Origin of the sequence: Bremerella sp. TYQ1, from assembly GCF_020150455.1 — a bacterium.
Lineage (GTDB): Bacteria > Planctomycetota > Planctomycetia > Pirellulales > Pirellulaceae > Bremerella > Bremerella volcania_A.
In genome coordinates this window covers 1,730,109-1,756,164 of sequence record NZ_CP083740.1, presented here as the reverse complement: position 1 = coordinate 1,756,164, position 26,056 = coordinate 1,730,109, and the positions used below count along the sequence as shown (strand labels likewise).

At 55.4% G+C, this 26,056-nt stretch carries 21 protein-coding genes; 15 read left to right on the top strand and 6 right to left on the bottom strand.

The annotated features are described in order from the left end of the window. The first annotated feature begins 66 nt into the window (after positions 1-66). From sufD to LA756_RS06490, 6 genes are all read left to right on the top strand, one after another. Positions 67-1,386 carry a Fe-S cluster assembly protein SufD gene (sufD, locus tag LA756_RS06515; RefSeq protein ID WP_224439065.1) on the top strand — a complete coding sequence of 440 codons (1,320 nt, stop codon included), beginning with the start codon at positions 67-69 and terminating at the stop codon, positions 1,384-1,386. 146 nt (positions 1,387-1,532) lie between these two features. Beyond that, positions 1,533-1,847, top strand: a complete 315-nt coding sequence (locus LA756_RS06510; RefSeq protein WP_224439064.1) for a non-heme iron oxygenase ferredoxin subunit — start codon at positions 1,533-1,535, stop codon at positions 1,845-1,847. Between the two features lie 15 nt (positions 1,848-1,862). Then, positions 1,863-2,183 (top strand): metal-sulfur cluster assembly factor, encoded by a 321-nt coding sequence (locus LA756_RS06505; RefSeq protein WP_224439063.1) that lies wholly within the window; start codon positions 1,863-1,865, stop codon positions 2,181-2,183. A 55-nt stretch (positions 2,184-2,238) separates the two neighbouring features. Continuing rightward, positions 2,239-3,273, top strand: coding sequence for an ATP-grasp domain-containing protein (locus LA756_RS06500; RefSeq protein ID WP_224439062.1), 1,035 nt, complete (start codon positions 2,239-2,241; stop codon positions 3,271-3,273). Between the two features lie 15 nt (positions 3,274-3,288). Then, the gene (locus tag LA756_RS06495; RefSeq protein ID WP_224439061.1) at positions 3,289-4,299 is read left to right on the top strand and encodes a hydantoinase/oxoprolinase family protein; all 1,011 of its coding nucleotides are present in this window, start codon (positions 3,289-3,291) and stop codon (positions 4,297-4,299) included. A 124-nt stretch (positions 4,300-4,423) separates the two neighbouring features. After that, a complete protein-coding gene (locus tag LA756_RS06490; protein ID WP_224439060.1) occupies positions 4,424-5,026 on the top strand; it encodes a hypothetical protein in 603 nt (200 codons plus the stop codon). A 61-nt stretch (positions 5,027-5,087) separates the two neighbouring features. Here the strand turns inward: LA756_RS06490 and LA756_RS06485 are convergent, their stop codons facing one another. Beyond that, positions 5,088-6,452 (bottom strand): DUF1598 domain-containing protein, encoded by a 1,365-nt coding sequence (locus LA756_RS06485; protein WP_224439059.1) that lies wholly within the window; start codon positions 6,450-6,452, stop codon positions 5,088-5,090. Positions 6,453-6,955: 503 nt separating this feature from the next. On the opposite strand from LA756_RS06485, the gene LA756_RS06480 reads away from it, so the two are divergent. From LA756_RS06480 to LA756_RS06465, 4 genes are all read left to right on the top strand, one after another. Then, positions 6,956-8,980 carry a sigma 54-interacting transcriptional regulator gene (locus LA756_RS06480; protein ID WP_224439058.1) on the top strand — a complete coding sequence of 675 codons (2,025 nt, stop codon included), beginning with the start codon at positions 6,956-6,958 and terminating at the stop codon, positions 8,978-8,980. A 173-nt stretch (positions 8,981-9,153) separates the two neighbouring features. Next, the gene (locus LA756_RS06475; RefSeq protein ID WP_224439057.1) at positions 9,154-9,678 is read left to right on the top strand and encodes a chemotaxis protein CheX; all 525 of its coding nucleotides are present in this window, start codon (positions 9,154-9,156) and stop codon (positions 9,676-9,678) included. 341 nt (positions 9,679-10,019) lie between these two features. Further along, positions 10,020-10,895 (top strand): hypothetical protein, encoded by an 876-nt coding sequence (locus tag LA756_RS06470; RefSeq protein ID WP_224439056.1) that lies wholly within the window; start codon positions 10,020-10,022, stop codon positions 10,893-10,895. A 37-nt stretch (positions 10,896-10,932) separates the two neighbouring features. After that, positions 10,933-12,462, top strand: a complete 1,530-nt coding sequence (locus LA756_RS06465; RefSeq protein ID WP_224439055.1) for a HEAT repeat domain-containing protein — start codon at positions 10,933-10,935, stop codon at positions 12,460-12,462. Between the two features lie 284 nt (positions 12,463-12,746). Here LA756_RS06465 and LA756_RS06460 read toward each other — a convergent pair whose 3' ends face one another. Then, the gene (locus tag LA756_RS06460; RefSeq protein WP_224439054.1) at positions 12,747-13,175 is read right to left on the bottom strand and encodes a thioredoxin family protein; all 429 of its coding nucleotides are present in this window, start codon (positions 13,173-13,175) and stop codon (positions 12,747-12,749) included. A gap of 508 nt (positions 13,176-13,683) precedes the next feature. On the opposite strand from LA756_RS06460, the gene LA756_RS06455 reads away from it, so the two are divergent. Then, positions 13,684-14,682, top strand: coding sequence for a Gfo/Idh/MocA family protein (locus LA756_RS06455; protein WP_224439053.1), 999 nt, complete (start codon positions 13,684-13,686; stop codon positions 14,680-14,682). Positions 14,683-14,951: 269 nt separating this feature from the next. On the opposite strand, the gene LA756_RS06450 is transcribed toward LA756_RS06455, so the two are convergent. Together LA756_RS06450 and LA756_RS06445 are read right to left on the bottom strand one after the other, a co-directional pair. After that, the gene (locus LA756_RS06450; RefSeq protein WP_224439052.1) at positions 14,952-16,079 is read right to left on the bottom strand and encodes a serine/threonine-protein kinase; all 1,128 of its coding nucleotides are present in this window, start codon (positions 16,077-16,079) and stop codon (positions 14,952-14,954) included. Between the two features lie 175 nt (positions 16,080-16,254). After that, positions 16,255-17,226 carry a D-2-hydroxyacid dehydrogenase gene (locus LA756_RS06445; protein ID WP_224439051.1) on the bottom strand — a complete coding sequence of 324 codons (972 nt, stop codon included), beginning with the start codon at positions 17,224-17,226 and terminating at the stop codon, positions 16,255-16,257. Positions 17,227-17,415: 189 nt separating this feature from the next. On the opposite strand from LA756_RS06445, the gene LA756_RS06440 reads away from it, so the two are divergent. The 4 genes from LA756_RS06440 (at position 17,416) to LA756_RS06425 (ending at position 22,699) form a co-directional block, all read left to right on the top strand. Beyond that, positions 17,416-18,834 carry an MATE family efflux transporter gene (locus LA756_RS06440; RefSeq protein WP_224439050.1) on the top strand — a complete coding sequence of 473 codons (1,419 nt, stop codon included), beginning with the start codon at positions 17,416-17,418 and terminating at the stop codon, positions 18,832-18,834. 221 nt (positions 18,835-19,055) lie between these two features. Further along, positions 19,056-19,913 (top strand): DoxX family protein, encoded by an 858-nt coding sequence (locus LA756_RS06435; RefSeq protein WP_224439049.1) that lies wholly within the window; start codon positions 19,056-19,058, stop codon positions 19,911-19,913. A 3-nt stretch (positions 19,914-19,916) separates the two neighbouring features. Then, positions 19,917-21,689, top strand: coding sequence for a Gfo/Idh/MocA family oxidoreductase (locus LA756_RS06430; protein WP_224439048.1), 1,773 nt, complete (start codon positions 19,917-19,919; stop codon positions 21,687-21,689). 164 nt (positions 21,690-21,853) lie between these two features. Beyond that, positions 21,854-22,699 carry a sugar phosphate isomerase/epimerase gene (locus LA756_RS06425; RefSeq protein WP_224439047.1) on the top strand — a complete coding sequence of 282 codons (846 nt, stop codon included), beginning with the start codon at positions 21,854-21,856 and terminating at the stop codon, positions 22,697-22,699. A 368-nt stretch (positions 22,700-23,067) separates the two neighbouring features. Here LA756_RS06425 and LA756_RS06420 read toward each other — a convergent pair whose 3' ends face one another. After that, positions 23,068-25,029: a PDZ domain-containing protein gene (locus LA756_RS06420; RefSeq protein ID WP_224439046.1), complete on the bottom strand. Its 1,962-nt coding sequence runs from the start codon at positions 25,027-25,029 to the stop codon at positions 23,068-23,070. Then, entirely contained in the window at positions 25,030-26,055 is a 1,026-nt protein-coding gene (locus LA756_RS06415) for a S1C family serine protease (RefSeq protein WP_224439045.1), read from the bottom strand. Position 26,056: the final 1 nt, after the last annotated feature.

The following is a 26,056-nucleotide window of genomic DNA, read 5'->3' as shown; positions in this document are numbered from 1 at the left end:
ATCAAGCTGGCGTGCTTGGCCATTTTTCTTTGACAGATTGAACCGAACCTAAGCGAAATCATGAGTGTGGCAGCCGCAACCACCGTCGAAAATTGGAATGCCGAAGCATTCAACGAATACGTCAAGCAGCTGAACGAGCCCCAGTGGCTGGTCGACCTTCGCCAGAACGCCTTCGAAGCATTTGAAGGAATGGAATGGCCGACGCGAAAAGAAGAAGAGTGGATGCGTACCGACATCCGCGGCTTCAACCTGAAGAAGTTCGACCCGCCTAGTTTCGCTGGCGAACTCGATCCAGCATCGCTCCCAACGGGGCTTCTCGCCGAAGGGGTCGATATCGGCGGCCAGGTCATTTCGCTCAACGGCAAGACGGCCGTTAGCAACATCAGCGACGAACTCAAAGCCAAGGGAGTGATCTTTGGTGACTTCCGCACCGTGCTTGCCGACCATGGCGATCTGGTGAAGAAGTACCTCTTCCAAGGCGAGTTCGATCCGAATTTCGACAAGTTCAGTGCACTGCACGCCGCTTATTTCAGTGGCGGTGCGTTCCTGTACGTTCCACGAAACGTTTCGGTCGAACAGCCGCTGCACGTGTTGAACCTGATCGGCGACAATGGTGTCGACTTGGCGCACACGTTGATCGTTCTGGAAGAAGGGGCTCAGGCCACCGTCATCACCGAATCGGCCAGCATGGACGACGATCAGCCTGGCTTCCACTGTGGTGCTATCGAAGTGATCGTGGGCGATCGAGCCAACCTCCGCTTCGTCAACCTGCAGAACTGGGGCGAAAAGGTTTGGCACTTCGCTCAGCAAAAAGGCTGTGTCGGCCAAGATGCCAACTTGTTCTGGACGCTGGGTGCCCTGGGTAGCCGCCTCTCGAAGGTTAACCAGCACGTCGCCCTCGACAAGCCAGGCGCCCACTGCGAAGTGAACGGCGTGCTCTTCACCGAAGGCAAGCAGCATCTTTCCTACCACACGCAGCAGTACCACCGAGCTCCGAGCTGCACGAGTAACTTCCTGTACAAAGCCGCTTTGCAGGATCATTCCCGCACCGTTTGGCGTGGTATGATCAAAGTTGCTCCTGGTGCTCAGAAGACCGACGGTTACCAGCGAATTGACAACCTTCTGCTGACCGAACATAGCCGGGCGGACTCGATCCCCGGTCTGGAAATTGAAGCAGACGACGTTCGCTGCACCCACGGGGCAACGACCGGGAAAGTGGACGAAGAGCAAATCTTCTACGCCATGGCCCGCGGTTATACCCGGAAAGAAGCGATGCGAATGATCGTGACTGGCTTCTTCCAACAGGTGTTCGACCGCATCACGCTCGAATCGGTCCGCGATGCCCTGGGGCATGCTATCGCTCGACGTGTTCGCGAATATGATTAGTGGGTAGGTCTTGGCCCGCACCCCGGAGGTTCATTTCGAACAGCGGGGTGCCATGTTCTCGTCATTGTGAGCATGCGTTCGCCAAGTAAGCCAGCAAATAGCCAGCACTAACAACCACCACCCTGCCCTGCGAGTTAAACAAGCGAATGTCCGACTTTGTCCGTGTCGCGGCCCTCAGCGAAATTCCTGATCCTGGAAAAGAAGTCTTTGAAGTGGACGATCGGTTTGTGATCGTCATTCATGCCGGCGGTCAGGTATACTGTTTAGACGACGTCTGCACGCACGACGATGGTCCCCTGGGGGAAGGCGATCTTGAAGGTTTCGAGATCGAATGCCCACGGCATGGGGCCAAGTTCGATATCCGCACCGGCAAAGCAACGCTGATGCCAGCCACGCAGCCGACGCAAGTTCACGAAGCGAAGATTGAAGGCGATGCGATTTTCGTTCGCCTCGTTGATTAAGAAGGAGCCACATCCATGGCACTATCTGAAGACGCAGTCCGCGAACAACTTAAGAACGTGATCGACCCTGAATTGTTCGTCAATATCGTCGATCTCGGCTTGATTTATAACGTCAACTTTGAAGACATCGAAGAGTCGGAGGACAAGAAGGTCCTGATCGACATGACGATGACCAGCCCCGCCTGCCCTGCCGGACCACAGTTGATCGGCGGTGCGAAGCAGTTCGTTTCGCAGATGGAAGGGGTCGGCGATGTCGACGTGAAGATCGTCATGGATCCTCCTTGGTCGCCTGATCGTATGACCGAAGATGCTCGCGATCAGCTAGGCATTTTCTAAAAGGCCGAAGCGCGAAAGCTCACGCGATAGAAACAGTTCGAGGGGAGATGGTTTGTTGGGAATTTCCTTGCCAAACAGCTATCCCCGAAGTGTCTTCATCTACGAATTGATCACCGGCGGCGGTCTCTATGCCGTCGATGGTTCACCCTCTCCTAGCGGTTCCCTGCTCAAAGAAGGAACCGCCATGTTGGCCGCTCTCGCGTCTGACTTCGCCGCGATCGATGGTGTCTCGGTCACCGTGCTAAAGGACTCGCGGCTTGACGTTCTCGAGGTCGAAGCGGCACATCAAATCACCGTTCGCTCGGCTGACGAAGAGCGTGAAGCATTCCGTCAGGCGGTCCGTTCGACCGACGCGACGCTGATCATCGCCCCTGAATTCGATGGGCTGCATCTCCGGCGAACGCTCTGGGCCGAGGAAGATGGCGCGTTTCTGCTGAGTCCCGGAAGCGACTTCGTCGGAATCGCCGGCTGCAAATGGGAATGCTTTCATCGATGGCGTCTCAGCAATGTTCCGACCATCGACACCTATCGGGCCTCGGATACGCAGGCTTGGGAACACCTGTTAAGCGTCCCGGTGGTGACAAAACCGTCGGACGGAGCCGGGTCGGAAGGCGTTCTTTGTTGGAATGCTGGATTTGATGTGGAAGAATCTCAAATCGCTATCGAAAAGAATCTCATACAGCCAAAGATATTTGGCGATTCGGTAAGTTGCTCGGTACTGGGCAATGGCGACGATTTCGTGCTGTTGCCGGCCGGATTTCAGGGGGTTGATAAAGATTTAAAATACCATGGAGGTAGCTTACCCGTTCCTCCGGAGTATAACGAGCGAGCGCATCGCCTTGTGGCGCAAGCAATTAGGACGATGCCCCCTTTTCGGGGTTACGCGGGCCTTGATATGATTTTGGGGCCCTGTCCCGAGGGGAAAGATGATGTCGCGGTTGATTTGAATCCACGCATGACGAGCTCTTACGTCGGTTTGCGCCTGCTGTTGAAGAACAATTTAGCGCAGGCCATGCTCGACGTAATCGCGGGAAAAGAGTTCCTGCCTCAGCCTGGCTGTGGGAACGTGGAGTTTGAAATTCTTTGGTAGAGGTAACGGGTAACTATGACGGTCCTGGGGGTCGACGTTGGCGGAGCCAACATAAAAATTGCCACGGGCGACGGATTCGCTCACTCGTTCCCTTTCCCAATCTGGAAGAAAAAGCACGAACTGGTCGTTAACCTGAAGCATGTGCTCGGTATGACGCCGGTGTTCGACCGTGTCGCGGTCACAATGACCGCCGAGCTGGCCGACTGCTTCGGCTCGAAAGCGGAAGGTGTCCGCTTTGTTCTCGCGGCCATTCGCGAAGTCTTCGCCGACTATCCCGTCAAAGTTTATACCGTCTCCGGCAAGATGGTTTCTTTGGAAGATGGGATCCTCGATCCCCTGTCGGTCGCCGCCGCCAACTGGCATGCCCTGGGCAGCTTCGGCGGACAATGGTTCCAAGGCAAAAGCGGACTTGTCGTCGACGTCGGCTCCACGACGACCGATATCATCCCGCTGGTCGACGGCAAAGTGGTCAGCCAGTCCAAGTCCGATTTGGAACGCCTGTTGGCCGGCGAGCTTATCTATCTGGGCGTCGAACGAACACCGATCTGTGGCATCACGGACACCGTGAACTTCCGTGGCAAACGCTGCCCGATCGCCAATGAATGGTTCGCGACGTCGATTGATATCTTGCTCGCGCTGGGGCTTTTCGATGAAGAGCCAGAGAACCACGGAACCGCCGACGGTCGCCCTGCTACGCGAGAGTTCGCAAAGACGCGCCTTGCTCGAATGATCTGTGCCGACGGTGACGAGGTGACTTGGACCGAGATCAACGAAGTGGCTCGCGAGCTGAATTCGATCATGGTCCGGAAGATCGCGGCCGGGATTCGCCAGGTCGTCGAGTCGCTCGAGTTAAGCGTCGATCTGACGGTGATCAGCGGTCACGGCGATTTCCTGGCCGAAGCGGCCCTCGATAACGCCGGAGTAGTGACGCATCGCGAGTACCTGACCGACTTGATCGGCGCGAACGCGGCCCGCTGTGCTCCGGCCTACGCGTTGGCTCTCCTCGCTCAGGAATCGTGGGACTAGATTGCATTCCGCACGTAGACAGTCTGCGGCAAGTGCCTGACAATACGCTTTCCGGTCTCCTCATCGAATCGAGGGACTTGGGGACCTGAGTTTTCTGCAAGCGTTACTTGGGGACATCGAACCGATGGCATTTGCCGTTTGGAAAGTTGGCGGAAGCCTTTTCGATCTGCCTGACTTGGCCGATCGACTCTTTCGGCTGCATGCCAACTACGAGCCTCGGTTGCCGACCGTCATCATTCCCGGCGGCGGACTGTTTGCTGACGCCGTGCGGCAGATCGATCAGGTGCATCGTCTTGATCCGCGGCACAGTCATCATCTCGCCCTCGATGCGATGCGGCTTTCAGCGAGCCTGGTCGCCGGCATGTTCCAGCTTCAGCCGGTGAAGGATGTAAGTCAGCAGCTGGCAGACATAGAGGCATTTCAACGCGGCAGCGAGCCTCCTTCGATTCAGGTGTGGGACGTCATCGACAGCTGGAACACGCTTTTGCCGCAGGTCGAAACGATATGCGGTTCTATCCCCAGCGATTGGCGTTTGACGAGTGATGCAATTGCTGGCGGTCTGGCTGCTTTGTGGGGAGCCGAGCGGTTTGTGCTCGTGAAATCGATCGACCGCCCTGCCCTGCGTGACTGGCAAGCTTGTGCCGAAGAGGGAGCGGTTGACGAAGTCTTTCCGGACATCGCTCCGCATCTGCCGAACATCAAATGGGTTAACCTGAGGGCGCAATAAAAAAACGGCCTTCGCAAGGGAAGGCCGTTCTTTGTCTTTCGTTGAAGCGATCGCTCGGAACTTAGTTCCACCACCACATGTCGTTGGTGTTAGCGGCCAGCTGTTCGGTTCGCAGCTTGTCCATTCCAGCGACGTTTTCGGTGTGGCTGGCAACTTCCCACGAGTTGATGTCGACGCCACCCGAGGCAGTGATCACCCATTGGCGACCCTTCTTCATGGCACTGAAGAACGTCGGCACGGTGTCCGGCGTTGGGTACTCGTTCAGTCGCACAGGGCTGGTGCTGCTCTTGATCATGTCCAAGTCGAGGTTGGCCTTCGTGAGCAGTTGTTCCTTTTCCAGCAGAGCGGCGATCACGCACATGTCCATGCAGTTTCGCAGGTCACCGAAGACTTTGTCTTCTGTGGAAAGCTCTTCGTAGTTCTTCGTCATCGCGTCGGCCCACTTTTGTGGAATGGCGCTCGTCTTGCCGGTTTGCGAGACGGTACCATCTTCGGCGATGATTTCATCTTCGGTCATGGCTTTGACGCCAGGACCACGCAACTGCCAGGCCAGGCCATCTTCGCTTTGAGCCAGTGGCTGGTAGTTGCAAGCCAACCACCAACGTGGCATTGCGTTCTGAACGGAACGAGCCGAAGGAAGCATGTCCAAGTAGCTTGGCAAGCCGCGAACTGGGCTTGGGTCCAAGTGCATGGCGATACGCTTCATGCGGAAGTCAGCGGCAACCAACACGCGAGCGAAGTGGCTTTCCTTGGGCACGCCGGTGATGGTGATCACTTGGGCACCCATCGCACGTTCGACGCCCGCTTTCACGCTGGCGTCCATACGAGTCAGGCTGGCCAGGTAATTGTCCAGGTTCTGACGACCTTCGGCGGTTGGATCGATTGAACAGGTGATGCCACCGCGACGAGCTTCTTCGGTGCTTCGCATGGCAACAATGAAGTCTTCCAGCAACAGAACCGGACGACCGGTCGTCACGCCGACAACGTTGCCCGACTGATCGACAGTCCAACCTTCAGCAGGACCGGCCAAGATCACGTCGTTGTTGGCTTCGTCGACGAAGACGTATTCGATACGCTGCAGACCGGCCATGTACTTGACCGCGTCAGGCAGTTTGCCTGCTTTGTTCTCGAAAGCGGCTTTCATCGCGTTGTTCAAACCGCGAAGCGAAACCTTTCGCATCTTGACCGGAGTGGCCAAGTCGCCGGGGACTTTCTCCAGGGCGTTCATCATTTCCTGACGCAGCTCGCGCTTCACTTCCGGCGGAGCGGATGTCAGCTGGCCGCTGGCATCAATCGACACACCACCCACAGCTCTTTGGTTGAAGTTATTGCCGATCAAGCCAGCCTGAAGCGATGGAGTCGCCAAGGCCATGCTCAGAAGCGTCAGCAGGGCAAAACGAACGCGCGGGAGCACAAAGGCTTTCATTCGAAAGTTCTCCGGTTTTATCGCGATAGGCCAGGACGCGCTTCACACGCTCGTGAAGTGCCCAGCGGCCTAAATGGAGCCGTTCAAAAGCTCGGTTAGGGAAAGGAGTCAGTTCAGGCGAAACTTACCTGAATCAGCTAGTCCGACAAGTAAAGAAAATCCGCGTAAGTTGGGATTTCCATTCAATCTACAATAGTTCGCCCCAGATTACCTTGCAAGGATTAGGTCCAAATCAGGTTTTCCAAATCTTCCCGGGCAGACTGTGCTGGTTTTGTCGATCGAAACGATCTGGCCAACTCTTTCTATCTTACCTAGTTTCTTCACCCGCGAGGACACGGCGAAGTGGCGTAATCTACGGAAAACTGGCGCAAAATTGACCACCCACCATTTTGCATCGAACCTTAATGCGCGTATAAGTGTATTGTTACGATACACGTGTGGAAGAGTGATTTCCCAGTCAGGGGCGGCGCGATTTTGGAAAGTCAGGTCAGCAAAAAAACAGGATGATCGCATATCTGATTATTCGCGAGGGGTCCAAATGGACGGACGTTTTCCGCCTGGTCGAGGGGCAAAACGTTACGATCGGCCGCGCGCCCACCAACCAAATTGTGATTAAGGATGATCGCTGCAGCCGGTATCATGCCGAAATCTTCCTTTCCCAAGGCGTCTGGACCATTCGCGATCTCGACTCCCGCAACGGGACCACCGTGGAAGATTCCCCAATTCGTGGGGATCAGGCCCTCACGCCGGGCAACATCATTCGCGTGGCCAACACGCAGTTGGCGTTCGTCAACGATCTGTCGACCGCCTTCCCAGATGGTTCCTCCAGCAGCAATCATTTGTTCGACTCGAAGCTGGAAGTCGACCAGACCAGTGTCGGCTACGACAGCGAGCATGTTCTCGACATCGCTGAACCGACCAATATTACCCATCGCCGGCAACAAACGCGATTCCTCAAGCCGGAAAGTGAAGACCCCAAAGAGAGCTCAGTCGTTCCTCGCGTAGGTCGCGCGGCTGCTCGGCTCTGCCAGTTGGCATTCGAGTTAGCTCAGCAATCCGACATCATCTCGGTCTCGAACTTGGCGTTGGAAGGTTTGTTTGAAAGCACCCAAGTCGACTCCGGCGCCGTGCTGCTTTTACCCCGCGGATACAAAGGGCCAGCGGCGGAGAAAGACTTGGAACTGATCAGCTCGCGAACCGACAAGCTGCCGGTCTATCACCGGATCTCGCGGTTCTTGGCCAACACGGTGCTTCGCGAAGGGGAAGCAGTTCTCGCGCGAAACGTCAGCGACGACAGTCGCTTTGGCAGCCGCGATAGTAAGGGCGACATCCACGCAACAAGCGTCTTGGCGGCACCCATTCGGCAAAATGGCAAAGTGATCGGTCTGATCCATCTGTATTCGACCGACATGGGCCGGATTCCTGATCCGGAAGACCTCGAGTTCACGCTGGCCGTGGCTGAAAACGTCGCGCTGGCGCTCAAGAACCTCGAACGTCAGAAAGAGTTGACCGAAACCATTTCGCAGTCGATGGTCGAAATCGACGAGCTGCGTCAACGCCTAGGGGCGGAAAGCAATATCGTCGGTAGTAGTCCGCTGATCTTGGACGTGCAGAAACAGATTGCTCGAGTCGCCCCCAGCCGCGCAACCATTCTGATCACCGGCGAAAGTGGTGTCGGTAAAGAGCTCGTCGCACGAGCCGTTCACTTTGCCAGCACGCGAAAGAAAGGGCCGTTCGTTTGCTTGAACTGTGCGGCGCTTAGCGAATCGTTGCTTGAAAGCGAACTGTTCGGTCACGAAAAAGGTGCCTTCACCGGAGCGACCGATCGTAAAGTCGGCAAGTTCGAGGCCGCCCATAGCGGCACGCTGATGCTCGACGAAATCGGCGAGATGAGCGAAGCAATTCAAGCGAAGTTTCTCCGCGTGTTGGAAGGACATCCGTTCGAGCGTGTCGGCGGGAACGAAGCGGTGCAAGTCGATGTGCGCGTGATCGCGGCGACCAACCGAGACTTGGAAAAAGAGGTCGAACGGGGCCGCTTCCGTCGCGATCTTTTCTTCCGGCTCCGCGTGGTGGAAGTCAACGTTCCGCCGCTGCGTAAACGCCCGGAAGACATTCTCGAGCTGGCCTCCTATTTCGTGCAGAAGTACAACGCCGAAACCGGCCGCAAGATCTTAGGCTTCACGCAATCGGCCATCGACGACCTGCAAAAGTATCGCTGGCCAGGCAATGTTCGGGAACTGAAGAACGTGATTGAACGAGCCGTCGTCCTGGCTCAGTCGGAACGGATCAGTTCGGAAGACCTGGCTCTTTCTAACTTGACGGCCAGTGGTGATACGGCCGAACTGAGTGCGACGAAAAGTGGTTACGAACCGCTCTCGCTGGCCGATCTCGAGAAACGTCACATCGGTGCGACACTGCGTGCGACCGGGTGGAACAAAAGCCGCACTGCGGGAATATTGGGAATCGAACGATCGACGCTCGACCGGAAGATTCGCCGCTACCACATCAAGCCACCAGCGGAAACCTAGACGTGGGAGTTTCGCTCCACTGGTACCGCTGGTAACGATTATGCCGCGCAGGAAAGGTTTTCCTGCGTCCCCTTCTCGATTCTGCTTGCCGCTTACCCGCAAAGCTGACCCATAATTTTGTGGCCATGTCAGCCTAAAGAAAAAATATTGTGGACCCTGGGGTAGGTGGAAACATGTCGACCGTTGTTGATAACAATGCCGGGCTTGCCGGAACAAACTCGGTTCTCGCGGAAGCTGTCGTTCATTCGGTCGAGAATGCACTGACGATGTGCGGAACGTCCGCACGCTGCGTGGGTGTGGCTCGTGTTCCCCTTCGCGAAAACGGCCTCGTGACCGGCATCATCGGTGTGCACGGCCGCGTCTCTGGGTTCATCACTGTCAACATGTCCGAGATGATGGCGATCGGCGTCGTCGAAGGTCTCTTGCAGGAAGAGTTCGGCAAGCTGACCAGCCAAGTGGTCGACGGTGCCGGCGAAGTCACCAACATGATCTGCGGCGGCATCAAGTCGCAACTGTCGAAGACCAGCTTCTCGTTCCAGGGGATCACCGTGCCGTCGATCATCGTCGGCGAAGGTTACCAAATGGCATTCGCACGCGGATTGGAATTTGTCAGTGCCACGTTCGAGCACGACAACCCCGAAGCAGTCATGCTCGACGACCGCCTTCTCGCGGTCAGCATGTGCTTCCTGAAGCTGTAAATCTCCGCACAATTTATTATCAACCGGTGCCATGCCGTCGTCCGCGTCGGCATGACTTCTCACGCACCGGACACACTTCTGAGCCGTCTTGCCTGCAGCGCAAAACCGACCGTCACGGCAACGACAATCTTCCCAGCAATGAAATGCAAAGCCATGCCCACGCAGACGACGGCATGGCACCCTCTTCGGCACACGTCGTTTGTTCCGCTGGGCGTCACTTACGGAAAACGTTCGTAACTTCGCAGGCAACCTTTTATATTCGAACGAATGTCTAGCATGGCTGCCGCGACTGGCTGGCAGTTACGGAATTCTCAGGGGCAATGCAGTTGAGGAAGAATGGTATGTGGCGGAATATGATTGGGTTGTGGATCGCGGCGGTATTACTTGCTGGCTGCAATGGCTCGCGTGAGGAAGTCGATCCCGACGCGATGCTGCCGCCGGACATCGATGTGGTCGACGAGACCGAAACGCAAGACACTTCTCTGCCGGACGACGCTCCTTCGCTTCAGTTCACCGTCAAGCAGTTGCATGAACGGCTCAGCGGAGAAGGCGATTCCAATCAGATTCGCGCCGACTTCAATGCCGACGCTCAGGGGCACTGGATCGATCTGACCGGCGTGGTGCATGCGTTCAAGCAGGAAGGTGGCACCGGAGCTCCGGGGGCCTATGTCACGTTGCGTGAGGCCGACCCGTCGGAAGAAACACGCATTCCGAAACAAGTCGACGTCATCATGGCGACGCTTGACGCGGCGTGGGGAAAGTTGACCCCCGGCGACGAAGTCACGCTGCGTTCGCAGTGGAGCGAATGGAGCGGGTTTCACAACGGCAAAGTGATTGCCGGCGGAGGCGAACCCATTCCGCAAACGACCGCCGCAGAATTGGTCGCCGCGATCAAAGCCGACAAACAAGCCGCCATCGAAAAATATCACGACAAGTACTGGATCGTGACGGGACCGATGGCAGACAAACAGCCATACAAAGATGGGTTCAGCTTCGGCTTCGACGACGTTTACTTCTCGGCGGTGATGAAGGGGGACGACGATACCAACATCGCGTTGGAGCTACCCCACGTGCTCGTCATCCATCGCTTGGAACCGCAGGAAGAAGTCGAAATCCTCGGCAAGCTCAAGATCCTCGACGAAGAAGAAGTCACCGAGCAAAAGCCCTACTACATCGGCATCGTCGATGGCTCTCGTATCGACGTCGATAGTCGCTAGATTCGCAAAGGCATACGGCAATCGAAGGAGCTGCATCATGCGGACGTTCACCATGGCGAGTCTCTTGCTTGGGATGGCATGGATGTGCACCCCGGCATCGGCTACCGAGTTGGAAGACGCCCAGGCCGATTTCGAGCGGCTTGCCGGCGAGTTGAATGTTCTGCAACTGTCAGATGTGCTTTACGATCGCTTCGAGAACAGTCATGGGTTGCCACCCGAAACGAAAGAGTTGCATCATCGCGTGCTGGAAAAAGTGACCAATGGCAGCTATTCGCAAGAGACGCTCCAGACGCTTTTGAAAGATCCGAATGCCAAAGTTCGCACGTTGGCGGCGGTCGCCCTGTTCGACATGGAAGATCCCGCGGTGCTGCCAACATTGGTCGAGCTCGTCGACGACGATGCCGCGACGTTCGAGTACGTTCAGCCGTGGGCCTCGGCTGCATTCGAACCACAGAATTTCAACCCACCGACCAACCAGCAGACGGTCGGGGATGTCGTCAACAAGATGGTTCGTTTTTACATGTCGCCCTCTGGTTTTCACTATGGGGTGGTTCACAAAACCGAGCCTGGGTTTGCTGAGTATTGGGAGGCTCGTCGTAGTCGCGAGTCTTGTGCCGCATGGTTTGGTGTGCAGCTCGCGCGTGCCAGTCAAAGTCGGTTCCCGATGCGTCCGGATCGGATTCCCCATGTTCGCGAGATTCGACAACGGATAGAACAGCTTCCGCCTGACGAACAGGCCTGGGTTTTCTTATGGCTCAGCGAGCAGCCGGGAAGGAAGTGGCTGGTCTCCGACGAGGAATTGCTCGACGCATGTCGGTCGCTGGGGCCTGACAAAATGCTGCGGATGTTGCAGCACGAGATACCTTCGGACGACCCCGACCTACAGTCACGCAAGCGAAACAATTCGTCGTACCATCACATGCAAATCTATGTGCTCAAGCACGCCGAACAACTGCTGCGCCCCACCGATGCCGACGCGTTGTTGCAGTGCGAACAATGGGAACGCGACTACCAGAAGCACAACGTTTCCGACCCGCTGTTGAGCCCATGGTGGGCTATCGCCGCAGCCCAGTTGCAGCCTGATAAAGCAGCGGAGATTCTCCACGCGGCCATGGCACGTTTTCAGAGGAAGTACGATACGCCTCATCAGGCCCTGCTTGGAATTGCCCTGTGGCAGCTTTGCGGCGACTCCGAAAAGGATTACTTCGTCCAGTGGTTCTATAACGTCAAGCCGGAGCGAGCGAACCTTTGGCATACCCGCGGTCGCTTCATCGAAGAGGTGGGCAAACGACGCAACGGCCGCGAGATTCTCGCGCCAATTATCCAGGACAAACGGTTCGACCAACTCAGCTGGCAGTCGCTCAAAAGTTTGATCGGCGCGGTGAATGCCTCGTCGGAGACGCCGTTGGTTTCCTATGAAGAGTTACGGAAAGCGTACCATCCGCTCGGCAAAGACCATTACTACTGGGAAAAAGAGAGAGCCCGCAAAGAGTACCCGGAAGAAACGGCAACCTTCGAGGGGCACCTGAAGGATTGGCGAGAGAGACTACGAAATTGGGCCGAGTAATCGTTTGCTTGGGGTAATCCAGATGAGTCGTGGACATGGGCATTAAGCCATGCCGACGCAGATGACGGCATGGCACTCGGCTGCCTACTTTGGTGCTGGCCGTTACGAAACATGCGGTAGAATATCGTTAGAAAGACTTCGCGCTAACCCTTTCCCTTTGCGGGAGAAAGAACTGGATTGGGGCGCATAGAAAAAGCCGGGAGGCGGGACTCTCGGCTTTCTTTGGGAGTTGGCTTGCCAGCGCATCACCTGGTTCGGTCATGCGCTGCGTTTGGCTGGGGGAACTACTGCGAGATCGGCAGGACTTCCAGTTTGCCTTCCGACTCTTGAGCGGAGACAGCGCGATCGACCAGGGTGGTGATCGTCGTTTCCGACTGCACACCAATCAAGATCTGACGCTTCCAGCCATCTTTCGTCTTGCGGTAAAGGGCCAATTGCGGGTAGCCTCCACCAGACATGATGCGACGAGCGATTCGCGGTTGGGCATCTGCGTCGACTTCCGTGTAGACGACGCCGCTCAGACGGCCAGCACGTTGCAGGCGTGGGATGATCGATTGCTTCATCGTCACGCAGGCCGGGCACCAATCCGTACCAACGAGTACGAGCATGGGCTTGCCGTTTTCCGAAGCCGCTTTGAACGCCGTGTTGTAATCGGTCGTCGTTTCACCAGCGACGGAAGCTTGCAACAAAATGGCCAGGGTAATGCCGAGCATACTAATTCGTTCCTTACTAAATTCTGCCCGTTAGTTCGATTTGGGCCTGTCCCTTGGGTCACAGGGTACTAACAGACCACAGAGTCCAGAAAACCAGGTGGGTGTGGTTGCTGTAGGTAGGACGTCGGTCAGGCGTATCGTTCTGCGAGTCTCTCCTGCGAGTCTCACAGTGCGGGAAAGCCGCAATTCAAAGCGACCAACTGGGAAAGATACGAACTCGTTTCTTTGGTTCCCAAACGCCGGCACATCGGGGTTGTGCGATGACCTAGTCCTGAGGTTTGGGCCAAGTTTAACGATTCGAGGATCGATAGCAAGTGTCCAACTTGAGAAGTTTCCGGAGACTTTTCGGGTTTTCGTACCAAGTTGGTTGGGGACCGTAGTTTGGAGCTTGCCAAAAGAATTCCCAAATCCGACTGGAGTTGTGCTAGCAAAAGTGCTTCAATAGCCAATAGTTACGACAAACCTGCTGCCGGAACAAAGCGGCAGCTGCTCAAGGATGTATCCCTGTATGGTGCTACACGTTGGCGTGGTCGGGTTGGGCTGCGATTGGGAATCGCGACACCGCCCTGCCCTTCACTCTTTACAAGATCGCTTTAAGGTCGAATTCATCTGCGATGAAGTTGCCTTACGGGCCAAAAGTGCCGCTTCGCAGTTCAATGCGCTGTCGCCTAATGGCTTCCGCCGCGCAATATCCGCAGATCATATCGATGCGGTTTTCTTGCTCGATCAGCAGTGGTCAGGCCTTCTGCCGCTGCAATCGGCCTGCTCGGCTGGCAAAGCGGTTTATTTAAATACCGCATTGGAACTGGACGCGGATGCTCAGGACGAAGTGGTGCGGCTGATCCAGTCGACCAAAGTTCCGTTCATGATCGAGTTTCCGCGGCGATTTGCGCCAGCGACGATCCGCTTAAAAGAACTGATCGCCACGCATTTAGGCCGTCCAAAGCTGATTTTCTGCCATCACCGAATTAACCCGGCCCAGGGATCGAGCACGCCTCGCTCGCTGGTCATTCAACGATATTTGGCCGAAATCTTCGATTGGTGCCGCTACATTGTCGATGGCAAGCCTGAGTCGCTGTTCAGCGTTAGCTACCCTCGAGCCGACAATCCTGCCGACATGGAATATCAGATGCTGAGCGTCGATTTCCAGTCGAAGGAAGATCCCAGCCAGCGCGTGGTCGCTCAGATTAGTGCGGGAACTTACCTGCGAAACGATTGGCCAGAAGCGGTTTCGTTTCGGCCTCCGGCAGCCATGCAGGTTTGCTGCGAGAACGGGATCGCGTTCATCGATTTGCCCAACACGCTGATCTGGTTCAACGGTGCCGGCCGGCACATGGAGTCTTTAGAAGGAGAACGCCCCGTCGGCGAGCGGCTGTTTGCGGCGTTCCACCGATTGCTTGAAAACGGCAATCACCACTTCGACTGCCTGACCGAGTTCCGGGAATCGACGCGAGTCATCCAAGCGGCGCGGCAAAGCATCGCCGAGAATCGCCGGGTGATTTTCTAAGAAATGGTCGCTCGTAGTGCAGGATTTCGCCGCACTAAATTGAGAGCTTTACACCATCGGGCATGAGTGAGCGCATTTTAAATAAGTCTGCGCACTCTTTGCAACAAATATTATCCAAGTGTGCGTCAGTTGTTGGCGATGTAGGCCTGTTTTCAGGCCTTGGGCAGCCGCTAATCGCCCCGAAAATAAGGGGGCGAATTTTCTACGCCGAGTGAGCGCGTACAGTGTGTTAGAATGCCAGTAAGGTCTGTTTTTACCGACAAAAAACGTTAACCCAGCTCTTCTTCAGTCTGCTGAAGCTCTTCGATCCAGAGGCGGATTTCGTTGTCGTATTCGACCGCGAGATCCCCTTTGACGAGTTGTCGATGGAACGAAGCGGCCCCGCCGGAACGAAGGTCGGCATCTTCGGCCGAAGGAAAGCGACGCGACGGATCCGGAGCGATCAGACGCCGACAGAAGTTCATCAGAAGTTCGTTGCAGGTAACCTCTTCCGGCAAGATCTCAAGCATTCGCTGAGCGAGAAAACGCTTGGTTTCCAGCAGTTCGCGATAGTTTTTGATGTGCCCGAAGAGGGATCGTCCCGAGAGCATTTCGATCAGCACATAGCCCAGGCTGGCCAAGTCGCTACGGGGCGTCGCTTCGGCCCCTTCCAGGACTTCCGGAGCGGCATACGCCGGGGTGCATGTCCGCGAATCGGGAGCATTATCGATCTCGAACGCGGAACCGATGTCGATCAGCTTCGCCGCACCGGTTCGCTTGAGCATGATATTGGAAGGCTTCACGTCGGCATGGACGACCCCTTCACGATGCAAAGCGGCCAACGCCGCGAGACAGTCGCGAGCGATCGCGACGGCAACGCCAGGCTTAAAACGAGGCTGCTGCGGCCCTTTGGTGACGACGACCTGATTGATGTATTCCCAGCGTTCGGTGGTCACACGATGCCGAATGTGTTCGACCATGCCGGGGGTGGAAAGCTGCTGCAAGTCGTAGCCGTCGACCCATTCCATGACCATCACACGAATGGTGCTGGAGTCGAGGAAGTTGTGGATCTCTAGCAGGTTATGCTGCTGGATCTGAGCCACACGCGAAGCGACGCGGGCAATGCGGGCCATCGCTTCGTTGTAGTGCGTCGCACTCTCGAACCGTTCCGGCGAGAAGATTTTGATAGCCAAGGGAAGCGTGAACCCGTTCGCTCCCCGGCGTTCGGTGAGAAACACGAGCCCCTGCCCGCCGGAGCCTAGTAGGCGGCGAAGCGCGTAGTGCTCGGTCCAACTCGATCGCTTGGCATGGATCAGAGACTCGTAACGCTGCATCAATTCGGCCGGGCACTTTCGGTCGGCGGCATCGCCATCGAGAGAAAGTGTAGGCTGAAGATTTTGTTGCGTTGTGGTCAGCATGAGTGGCGACTTCCTGTCGGCGTCATCGGGATTCAAAACGCAGGTTGTCCTTGTGCATGATAGGGAGGACGGAATCGATGGGTAAAGATTCTTTCCTCTAAATAATTGAAAATCTGGAGTAGGTAAATGCTTTCCAGATAAAAACGGGGTAATGGTGTGGTTTACCGCTTTGGGTTTAGGTGTCGGAAGGCTTTCGGATGGGGAATCCGAGTTGTTTGTCGACCAGGTTAATGGGAGGCTCTCCTTGCAGATATCGCTGCAAGTTGGTGCAGAACAGCCGCGTCGCATCCGCGTTTCGGCTCGCCGACTGGGCTCCGACGTGCGGCGTGATGATGACGTTCTTCATATTCCATAGTGGGCTGTCGGCCGGCAGGGGTTCGATCTCGGCGACATCGATCCCCGCACCCAGCAGTTTGCCTGACTGCAATGCGTCGATCAAAGCAGCCTCTTTGACGACCTGACCTCGGGCAACGTTGATGAACCAGGCATCCTGTTTCATCGCGGCAAATCGTCCGTCGTCGATGATATGGTAGGTGCTCGCGTTGAGGGGCAACGTGAGGATGACCACATCCGATTCAGCTAAAAGATCGTCCAGGCGATCGGCTGGCCACAGGGCGTCGACATGGGGTGGGCAATCGTAGGGGAACAAGTCGGTGGCGATAATTCGCGTTTGAAATGCAGAAAGGATTTCCGCAATCCGGCGTCCGTTCCCCCCAAGTCCAACGATGCCGACCGTTTTGCCGTGCAAATCGTGGGTAGGTCGTCTGGTATAATCTTTTACTGTTTGTGCGCGAAAGAAAACCGGTAAACTGCGTATCAGGCCCAATAAGAGGGAAAAAGTTTGCTCTGCGACCTGGTTGGCGAACAGGCCCGAGGCGCTGGAAACGACAATGTCGGAGGAAATTACTTCCGGCACTAAGCAGTGGTCCATCCCAGCCGCGGAAGACTGAATCCACTTCAGTTTTCCTTGCTCGACAACCTGGGCCCATGGCATCGGCACTTTGGCATGTCCGCAGAAGATATCGGCTTCCAAGATGGCGTCGGCAATGCCTTCCTGGCCGGCGTCGATCACTTCGGCGTCAGGAGCGACTTGTTGGATCGCCTCGACGAATTCAGGCTGAGTCTGGTAACAAAGGGCGATTTTCATATTGGTCCGATCTCGGTGACGCAGATTACAAACGGTGCGGGGCTTATGGTAATCCAACCGCGGAAAACAGACTATTGGGTTAATTTGCCAGTCATTTGGACGAACCTCCCGCATTTGCGATTGTCCGGGAGATGCCCTTGCGAATAATTGGCATTCGCTTCGTTCCCCTGCCCCTGTTATGCGATTTCCATGGCGGATACATCAGAGATTGTTGGTTTATCGGATGATGAGTCCGCGAGTGGAAGTTGGTGGAGCCGTCCTTGCGGAATCCGCGAACTGCTGTTCATCGCGTTGCCGCTGATCGCGTCGACAGCTTCCTGGTCGATGACGAACTTTGTCGATCGCATGTTCCTGTTCTGGTACTCGCCGGAAGCGATGGCTGCCGCTTTACCGGCAGGCATGCTGCATTTTACGCTGCTTTGCTTCCCGATTGGATTGGCTTCGTATCTCAATACGTTCGTCGCCCAATACGATGGTGCCGGTCGGCATAACCAAATTGGTGCCGTCATCCGGAAGGGGGTTAAGTTTGGGGCGTTCATGATCCCCACCTACTTTCTATCCATTCCCGTGGCGGCATGGGCGTTTTCGTTGGTGGGGCATTCGGCCGAGATCCAGCTGCTGGAGGTTCGCTATTTCCAGATTTTGACGTTCGGTGCGGGAGCCTCGGTCGTTTCCGCGGCCATGTCGACGTTCTTTACCGGACGTGGCAAAACGACCCTTGTGATGTTCGTCGAAATTGGCTCCTGTTTGCTGAACGTTGTTTTGGACGGGCTGTTTATCTTCGGTTTCTGCGGCGAATGGCTGGAAGGCATCACCGGGGCGGCCATTGCGACATCGCTCAGCCAGTGGTTCAAAGTCGTTGCGTACGTCATCTTGCTGTGGCGTCCGGCCATTTCAGGTGAGTTTGGTTTTCTCGACTGGTCGAATGACGAGCCAGATCTGCTCAAGCGGATTTTCCGCTATGGTTCGGCAAGTGGCTTTCAGGTTTTGCTGGAAGTCGGCACGTTCACCGGATTCACCTTTTTGATGGGGCGAATGGGTCTGACGGCGATGACCGCGTCGACGTTGGCCATTGATATCAATGCTCTGACGTTCGTGCCCCTCATTGGTTTGGGAATTGGAATCAGCACGCTTGTGGGACGAGAAATCGGTCACGCTAGACCGGAACGAGCCGCGATGGCGACCTGGTCCGGTTTGATGGTTGCGATGGTCTACGCGGGGGGGATGGGACTGACCTATTTCATGTTGCCCGACTTTTTTCTCACGGCCCATGCCATGGGAATGGAACCGACCGAGTTTGAAGAGATCCGCGCGTTAACGATCATACTTCTCCGATTTGTCGCGTTCTTCTGCGTGTTTGATGCGATGAATTTAGTGGTCGTTAGCGCTCTGAAAGGGGCCGGCGATGTCCGGTTCATCCTGATCGTGGGAATGATCTTTTCGGCCGTTTTGTTGGCGTTGGGCGGAACGTGTCTGTGGATGGACTGGATTCATGTGCAAGGGCTGTGGGTGGCAATGACTGGCTGGGTGATTCTGTTGGCACTTACGCATTGGGTGCGATTTTTCAGCGGACAGTGGCGCGAGAAACGGGTCATCGATACCGCCTAAAATGGCGTATTGGGGCGTACTTTCGGGGAATTCTGGTCGGCACTTCTTGGCGAAATGGCCGTTTCTGGCAATAATTAACACTGGATGCATATCCATATACCCCCGGCACATAGCTATTCTGTTTGTGCCATCCCTCCCTTGATCCGCACACCCTGAAATGAATCTTTTGAGGAGCTAGTTCCCTGTCTACCTCGAAATACCAACTTGGCTGGATTGCCATCGTGATTTTAATTGTCCTCCGGTGCGTCACCGGATGGCACTTTTTTATGGAAGGATCGAAGAAGGTCCAATCAGGCGATTTTTCTTCGGCTGGATTCCTGCGAAATGCCAAAGGCCCTCTCGCGGAGAACTTCCGTGGCATGGCGTTCGACTTGTACGGGACGCAGCGTCTCGACAAAAAGAACATCGCCGTTCGAGCGGCTGGTTATCGCGATTTGGCGATCAATACGTTTGGCGCTGACGTAACAACTCAAGCCCAAAAGGCTCTTGATCGATACCTAAAGCGAATCGAATACTACTTCGAGGACAACGCCGAGGACATCGACGAGTACTTCAACGAGCTGCAGGTTTACGTCAAGAAGCGTGAAAACGAAAGCTATCGCGGCGTTCCGCACTACGAAGATCGCTTGGCCGAGAAGGACCAGGAGCTCTACAAAGATTTGAGCAAGTGGACCGGCGATATCGCCAAATTCGAGGCCGACTACATTGACGACCTCAATACAATTGGACAGTCGGCTACCCAATCGTCTGCCCGTGTTTCGCAGGTGAACCCTAACCAGGGACCGATCGATCAGATTGTGACCTGGGTGCTTTTCATTTCCGGTATTTTGTTGATTTTAGGACTCTTTACACGGTTAGCTGCGTTGGCAGTGGCCGGGTTCCTGCTGCAGGTCATGCTCGCCCAGTGGCCATTCGCCCATGGTGCTGATCTGACTTACGTTTACTACCAGTCGGTGGAATTCGTTTCGCTACTGCTTATCGCGGCGATTGGTGCAGGCCGATTTGCCGGGCTCGATTTCATCCTCTGGAACTCATTTAGCAAGTGCTGCAGCCGCGGTGCATCGAATAAGGGAGAGTAAATCATGAATTTAACGCCAGAACAGATCGCCGTCGGTAAGGAAAACTTCAACGATGCACTCGGCGTCAATCGTCGTGACTTCTTGAAGGGTGTCGTCGCCGCAGGTGCCGTTTCCGGTGCCGGTCTTGGTGCGATGTACTTCGGTTACTCCAAAGTTAAAGATCCCGTCCGCGTTGGTGTCATCGGCACCGGCGACGAAGGAAGCGTGCTGATTGGTGCGCTCAATCCCGAATATGTCGACGTCGTCGCGATTTCGGACATTCGTCCTTACAACGTTCACCGTGCTTTTCATGGTGACCATTCCAGCCCTGCCGCGCTGGATGCTCGTAAGGGGCTGATGTCGGTTTACGACTGGAAGACCGAAGACGAAGCCAAAAAGCACGTCAAAGTTTACACCGACTACAAAGAATTGCTGGCCGATCCTAACGTCGAAGCCGTGATTTGTGCTTTGCCGCTGTTCCTGCACAAGCAAGTCGCGATGGACGCGATGGAAGCTGGCAAACACGTGCTGACCGAAAAGCTGATGGCCCATACGGTCATGCAGTGTAAGGAAATGGCACGAGTCGCTGAGGAGCAAAACCTCTACCTTGCTACCGGTCACCAACGACATTACAGCGTGCTGTACGACAACGCCGTGAACCTGATGCGTTGGGGTGTGTTGGGTGAAATTCACCACATCCGAGCTCAATGGCACCGTGGCAACTTGCCTGGCGGTGACAGCTGGCAGCAGCCGATTCCTGGCGGCGAAAAGCTGGCCAACGGCAAGATGTACGACGAGATCAAAGAAAAGCTGGGTGCGTTCAAGAAGCGTGCCGAGACCGAATCCGATCCTACGCGTCGTGCTCACTACAAAGCGATGTTCGCTCAATATGATGCTTGGAATCAGGATCAGAATGTTGATCCTACCAAGTATGGCTACGAAGATTTCACGATCACCAACCGCCAGGGTGGAACTCGTGAAATTTCGGCCATGGAAGAACTGTGCCGATGGCGTCTCTGGGACCGCACCGGAGGTGGTTTGATGGCCGAGCTGGGCAGCCACCAGTTGGATGCCGCTTCGATCTTCATCAGCGCTCTGCGTAAGGATGGTAAGAAGGCTCATCCATTGGCCGTGCATGCGACCGGTGGTCGTCATATCTTCGGTTACGACCGCGACGCGGACGATCACGTCTACTGCATGTTCGAGTTCCCCGGCAGTGGCTACGATCCGAGCTTTGACGTCGGTTACTACGATAACGTCACCAACTGGCCGCCGAAGGATAAGGGCGTTCCTGCTTACCAGGACGATCCGCACAAGAAGGTTGTCGTCACTTACTCTTCGATCAACGGTAACGGTTTCGGCGGTTACGGCGAAGTGGTGATGGGAACCAAGGGCTCGCTGGTTCTGCAAAACGAACGTGACGTTGCTCTGTACAAGAACGGCGTTTCGGCTGATACCAAGCTGAACGTCAAAAAGGACGCCGACGGCCCAACGATGGACACCCAAGCCAGCGGCGGACAAACCAAAGCGGCTTCGTTGGCCAATGCCGCCACGCAGGGCCCCGTCAGCCGTGGTTACACCGAAGAGATCGAACACTGGGCATACTGCATCCGCAATCAGGATCCAGAAAACAAGCCGAAGTGTCATCCAGAAGTTGCCATGGCCGACGCCGTGATCGCGTTGACGGCTCGCTTGGCGATCCAGCGATCCAATCAAGGCAAAGGCGGCTACGTTCAGTTCAAAGAAGAATGGTTCGACGTCCATAGCGACGCCACGCCAGAGAATGACTTGGCATAAAGCTGCTTAGCATTCCGCTGAAAAATAAGAGAAAAGGCCCAGTGAATTACTAACTGGGCCTTTTTTCGTACGTATACCAAAGCGCATGGTTGCGGACCAATCGGTAGTCCCTTAAATTCCGCTACAGCGCTTCCTATTTAAAACCTGCCTTGAAGGAGATGACTGTGGAAAAGTGGGCGATTGGCGTATTTGCCAGTATCGATGCCGGACTTGGAGTGAACCTGGACGTAGCCAAAGAACTGGGCATCAAGACCATTCAGCTTCATGCTCCCCAGCAGTCGTCGCGTACGAAAGAAAACGCAGACAAGTTCCTGGAAACCTTGAAAGAGCTCGGCATTGAAGTAACGTGCGTCTTCGGCGGCTTCGAAGATGAAAGCTACGCTGACATTCCTACGACGCAAAAGACGGTCGGTCTGGTACCTCCCGAAACACGTGCGGCACGTACTGCCGAGATGAAAGAAATCGCCGACTTTGCAAATCTGCTTGGCTGCAAATGCATTGGTTTGCACATCGGTTTCATCCCGCACGACACCAGCGATCCTCAGTATGCTCAAGTTGTTGCCGTGGCGCAAGAACTTTGCGACCACTGCAAAACGATGGGACAGAGTGTCCACCTGGAAACTGGCCAGGAATCGGCCGACGGTTTGCTGCAGTTTATCAGCGATGTTGCTCGCGACAATCTGAAGGTCAACTTCGACCCTGCCAACATGATTCTGTACGGGACCGGCGAACCAATCGAAGCGGTTAAGAAGGTTGGCCATCATCTCGGCAGCGTTCACTGCAAAGATGCCAAGTGGGCCGCAAACCCAGGCCAGGAATGGGGCCAGGAAGTACCGCTCGGCGAAGGAGATGTCGACATCGAAGCCTATCTTCGCACGCTGAAAGAAGTGGGTTACGAAGGTCCTCTGACCATCGAACGAGAAATCCCGCAAGAGCCGGAACGTCAGAAGTCAGAAGTGGGCCACGCGGTGACGCTGCTCAACGGCTTGAAGTCGAAGATTCTCGGCTAGAAGCACTTGGCTTCTTTTTCGGCCGAGGCCTTAAAAAATAGATCAAAATCAAAAGCGGGATCACAATGATCGCCGCTTTTTTAAATAGTAGAACCGCCAGGAGCGAGCCGACGCCAATTGTCGCCAGCCATAGCGGAAGCTTCGAGAGTTGAGGGAAAGCCAGCCAAACGGCGCCCAAGACCAATCCGACTCGCAAGAGAGCTGCTTGGAGCAGCAGATAGGATGACTTCTCGCCCGGGACTAGCCACAGGATAGCGGCAAGTCCCAGCGTAACGAGCGAGAGGATTCCAAATTGCGATCGTTTCGAGAGCATCGGCCCCGGGAGGGAGTGGCAAGGAAGGCGGTGGAAGGTGGCAAACGCGAGTTTGCTAGATACTGTCGAGCGTATTCACCCAGTTCGACAGCTTTTCAATGTCGCTATCGGAAAGACTCAATTGGTCGCCGTTCCGAGAAACTTCGTCCGTGATGACGGTGAATTTCATCTTTTGCAGAGCCTCAATCTGTGGCTGCAGTTGAGCGGCTCCTTCAGATGATTCACGACTAAGAAAGACGATTTCAAGCCGTTCAAGAGGTTCATTGTCAGGGATGTTGGCTCCCCGAGGAATACCTGCCTCGATAGAAACCGCACCATTTTGCACGTCTCGGTTATCAAAGCCATGGATCAGCGCCATCGCTCCGCCTGACTTGCCGCCGATGGCAACCGTTCGTGCCGCATCGATGGTGTAATTGTCGCGGACGCGATCGATCATCTTGCGAACCACCGAAGTCTCAGGCTTCGTCCAACGCGTTCCACTAGCGGGCGAAATCTCTAGCACAGCAAAACCAAACTGCTCGGCATATTTCTGCCAGGCTTCACGGGCCGGTTCAAGCTTGAATTCGGCATCGCCTAAGAGAACCACAAGCCCCAGCGATGGCAGCTTCTTGGCAACCTCAGGAACAAACAGCTTGGCATTGTTCTGTTCTTCGGCGAGCTGGAAATCACTTTCTCCGGTGGTAATTCCAGCAATCACTTCCGCGTCTTCCGAGGCATCTTGCGGGGAAACCTCTGGGAGGAACGTATTGGATCGACTGCCAGGATTGACTTCAAGCGTCTTTTCTTCTCCTTCGCGAAGAAGCGTAATGTTATGAGGTACGTCTGGTTCAGCAGTCGCCACGGCCAAGCGTAGGGATTGTGGGGACTCTATCTCGGTATCGTCATACTTAACGATCTGATCGCCTGGCTGAATCTCGGCTTTTTGGGCTGCGGTTTCTTCCAGCGTCTGACGAACGACCGCGCTGTCTGGCGTATTTCGATCGAGCAAGATGCCTAGGTAGGGTCGTTCATAGGGAATCAACTCGGCGGCGAGAGTGACGCTGATGTCGAGTTCTTCTTCGCCACGTTTAACACGAAAGGCAATGGTGTCGCCAGCGTACGCTTCCCCTAGAATGTGTTTCAGCTGGGCTTGCCGCTCGATAGGACGTCCGTTGGCACCAATAAGAATGTCTTTCTCTTGAATACCGGCAACTTGGGCGGGGCTGTTATACCGAACGGCTGCAATCTCGGCCGCATCTGCGACGATATCTTTCCCTTTTAGATTGATTCCCAGCAAACCAGGTTGAAGATCCTGGCCTTCTTGCATGGTTTCGAGACGCGACTCGATTTCAGCGAGCGGAACCGCGAAACCGATTCCGGAGTCGTACCACTCGAAGCCGTCGGTGGCTCCTGCTCCTTGCGGAGAAAGCGGAGTCAATATTCCGATAACTCGCCCTTGAATATCGACCAACGGCCCACCGTAATTGTTGGGCGAGATCTTGGCATCGGTTTGAACCGCTTTTCCCCAAACGCGATGAGTTGCGCTGACAATGCCGACAGAGACCGAAGGAACTTCCTTGGAGAAAGTCTTGCCGAGAGCGATTGCCCACTGTCCGGGACGTAACTCACTTCGATCGACCGACTCTGGTACGGCAAGCTCTTTATTCGCTTCGACTTTCAGTAACGCCAAATTGCGACTGGTATCTTTGGAAACCAACTTTCCGGCAACACGTTTACCATCCGGCAGTATGACCAGAATTCCAGAGGGCTCCTGGATAAAGCCAAACAAGCTCGATACGATCCAGCCATCCGGCGAAACGATGGTCCCTGTGGTCCGACTGGCACCTTCCAGGGGGCCACCTCCTTCCTGCAGGCCACCTACCGTTTCAATCTGCACGACACTCGCCGCTACGCGATTAACGGCAGATTGAATGGCATCCTGTTCGGCAACGTTCACGTCTTGAGCGGAAAGAGGAGCTGCAAGCGTACCGACGATTAATGCGAGAGTGATTAGCAGGATTGGGAACGGTTTGAACATTTATTGCAGTTCGTTGAGAGTAAGTTCGACCAGTTGTCCGTCACGCAAGACCGTCAAGGAAACGACGTCGTCCCGATCCATGTAGCTGAATTTTTCTACGAGTGCCTTTTGCGACGATATGAGGGTCCCGTCGGCATAAAGGATCAAGTCATCCGGTTGAAGCTTGGCAGCCTCGGCCAATGAGTCACGCTCGACACGTTCCACGTAGGGTGGCGTCTTATCCAGCACGTCAGGCACGAGAACGACCCCAATGTGCGTGAGTGTCAGTGGTGAAAGAGGCTTCTCCTTCTCAGGATCGACGATCGGGCGCGAGCGACCTGCGAGTAAGTCCTCAATGGGTTCGCGGAGCTGAGCGATAGGTATCGCGTAGTTCAACCAGATATCGTTTCGAGAGCTGCGTAGTTCTTTTCCGATGAGACCAGCGAAGTGGCCATGTTGATCGGTTAATGCTCCCCCAGCTGCACCAGGGTTGTTGACGATGGCATCGACAATCAGGACCGGTCCTTGATAGGCGGAAGGGAATGTGCTTCGACGAGCTTCCAGCGGCGTTACCGCGGAGACATACCCGCTTAAAACACTTGCAGGCTCATCACCGGCTGCAATTCCGAAGAGATTGCTAAAGGAAAGGATCCGATCACCCGCTTGGGGCGAAACGCCTTTGTCGAGATTGAAAAACGGAACGCCTTCGACATCGATCTTCAGCAGGGCAATTCCAAAGCGAGGATCGGCCGCAGCAAGCTCGGCGACAAAACGTCGACCATCATCCAAGACGACCGTGATGACGCTCGAGTCGAGCACATAGCTCCACGCGGTGAGGATATGCCCCTTGTCTGAAATGAGGCTGCCTGATTGATACGATTCGAGCCCGCGTAGTCCACCGGCTCCGTAGATTTTGACGATCTTCCGCTGGACTTCGTCAGCAATTTCTCGCAGGGAAGACTCCGCACGTAGTGGCGAAGTCGCAAAGGTGGAAGCGACAGCCAGCAGGAAAGTGGCGAATAACGAGATGCAATGCTTTCGCGTCATG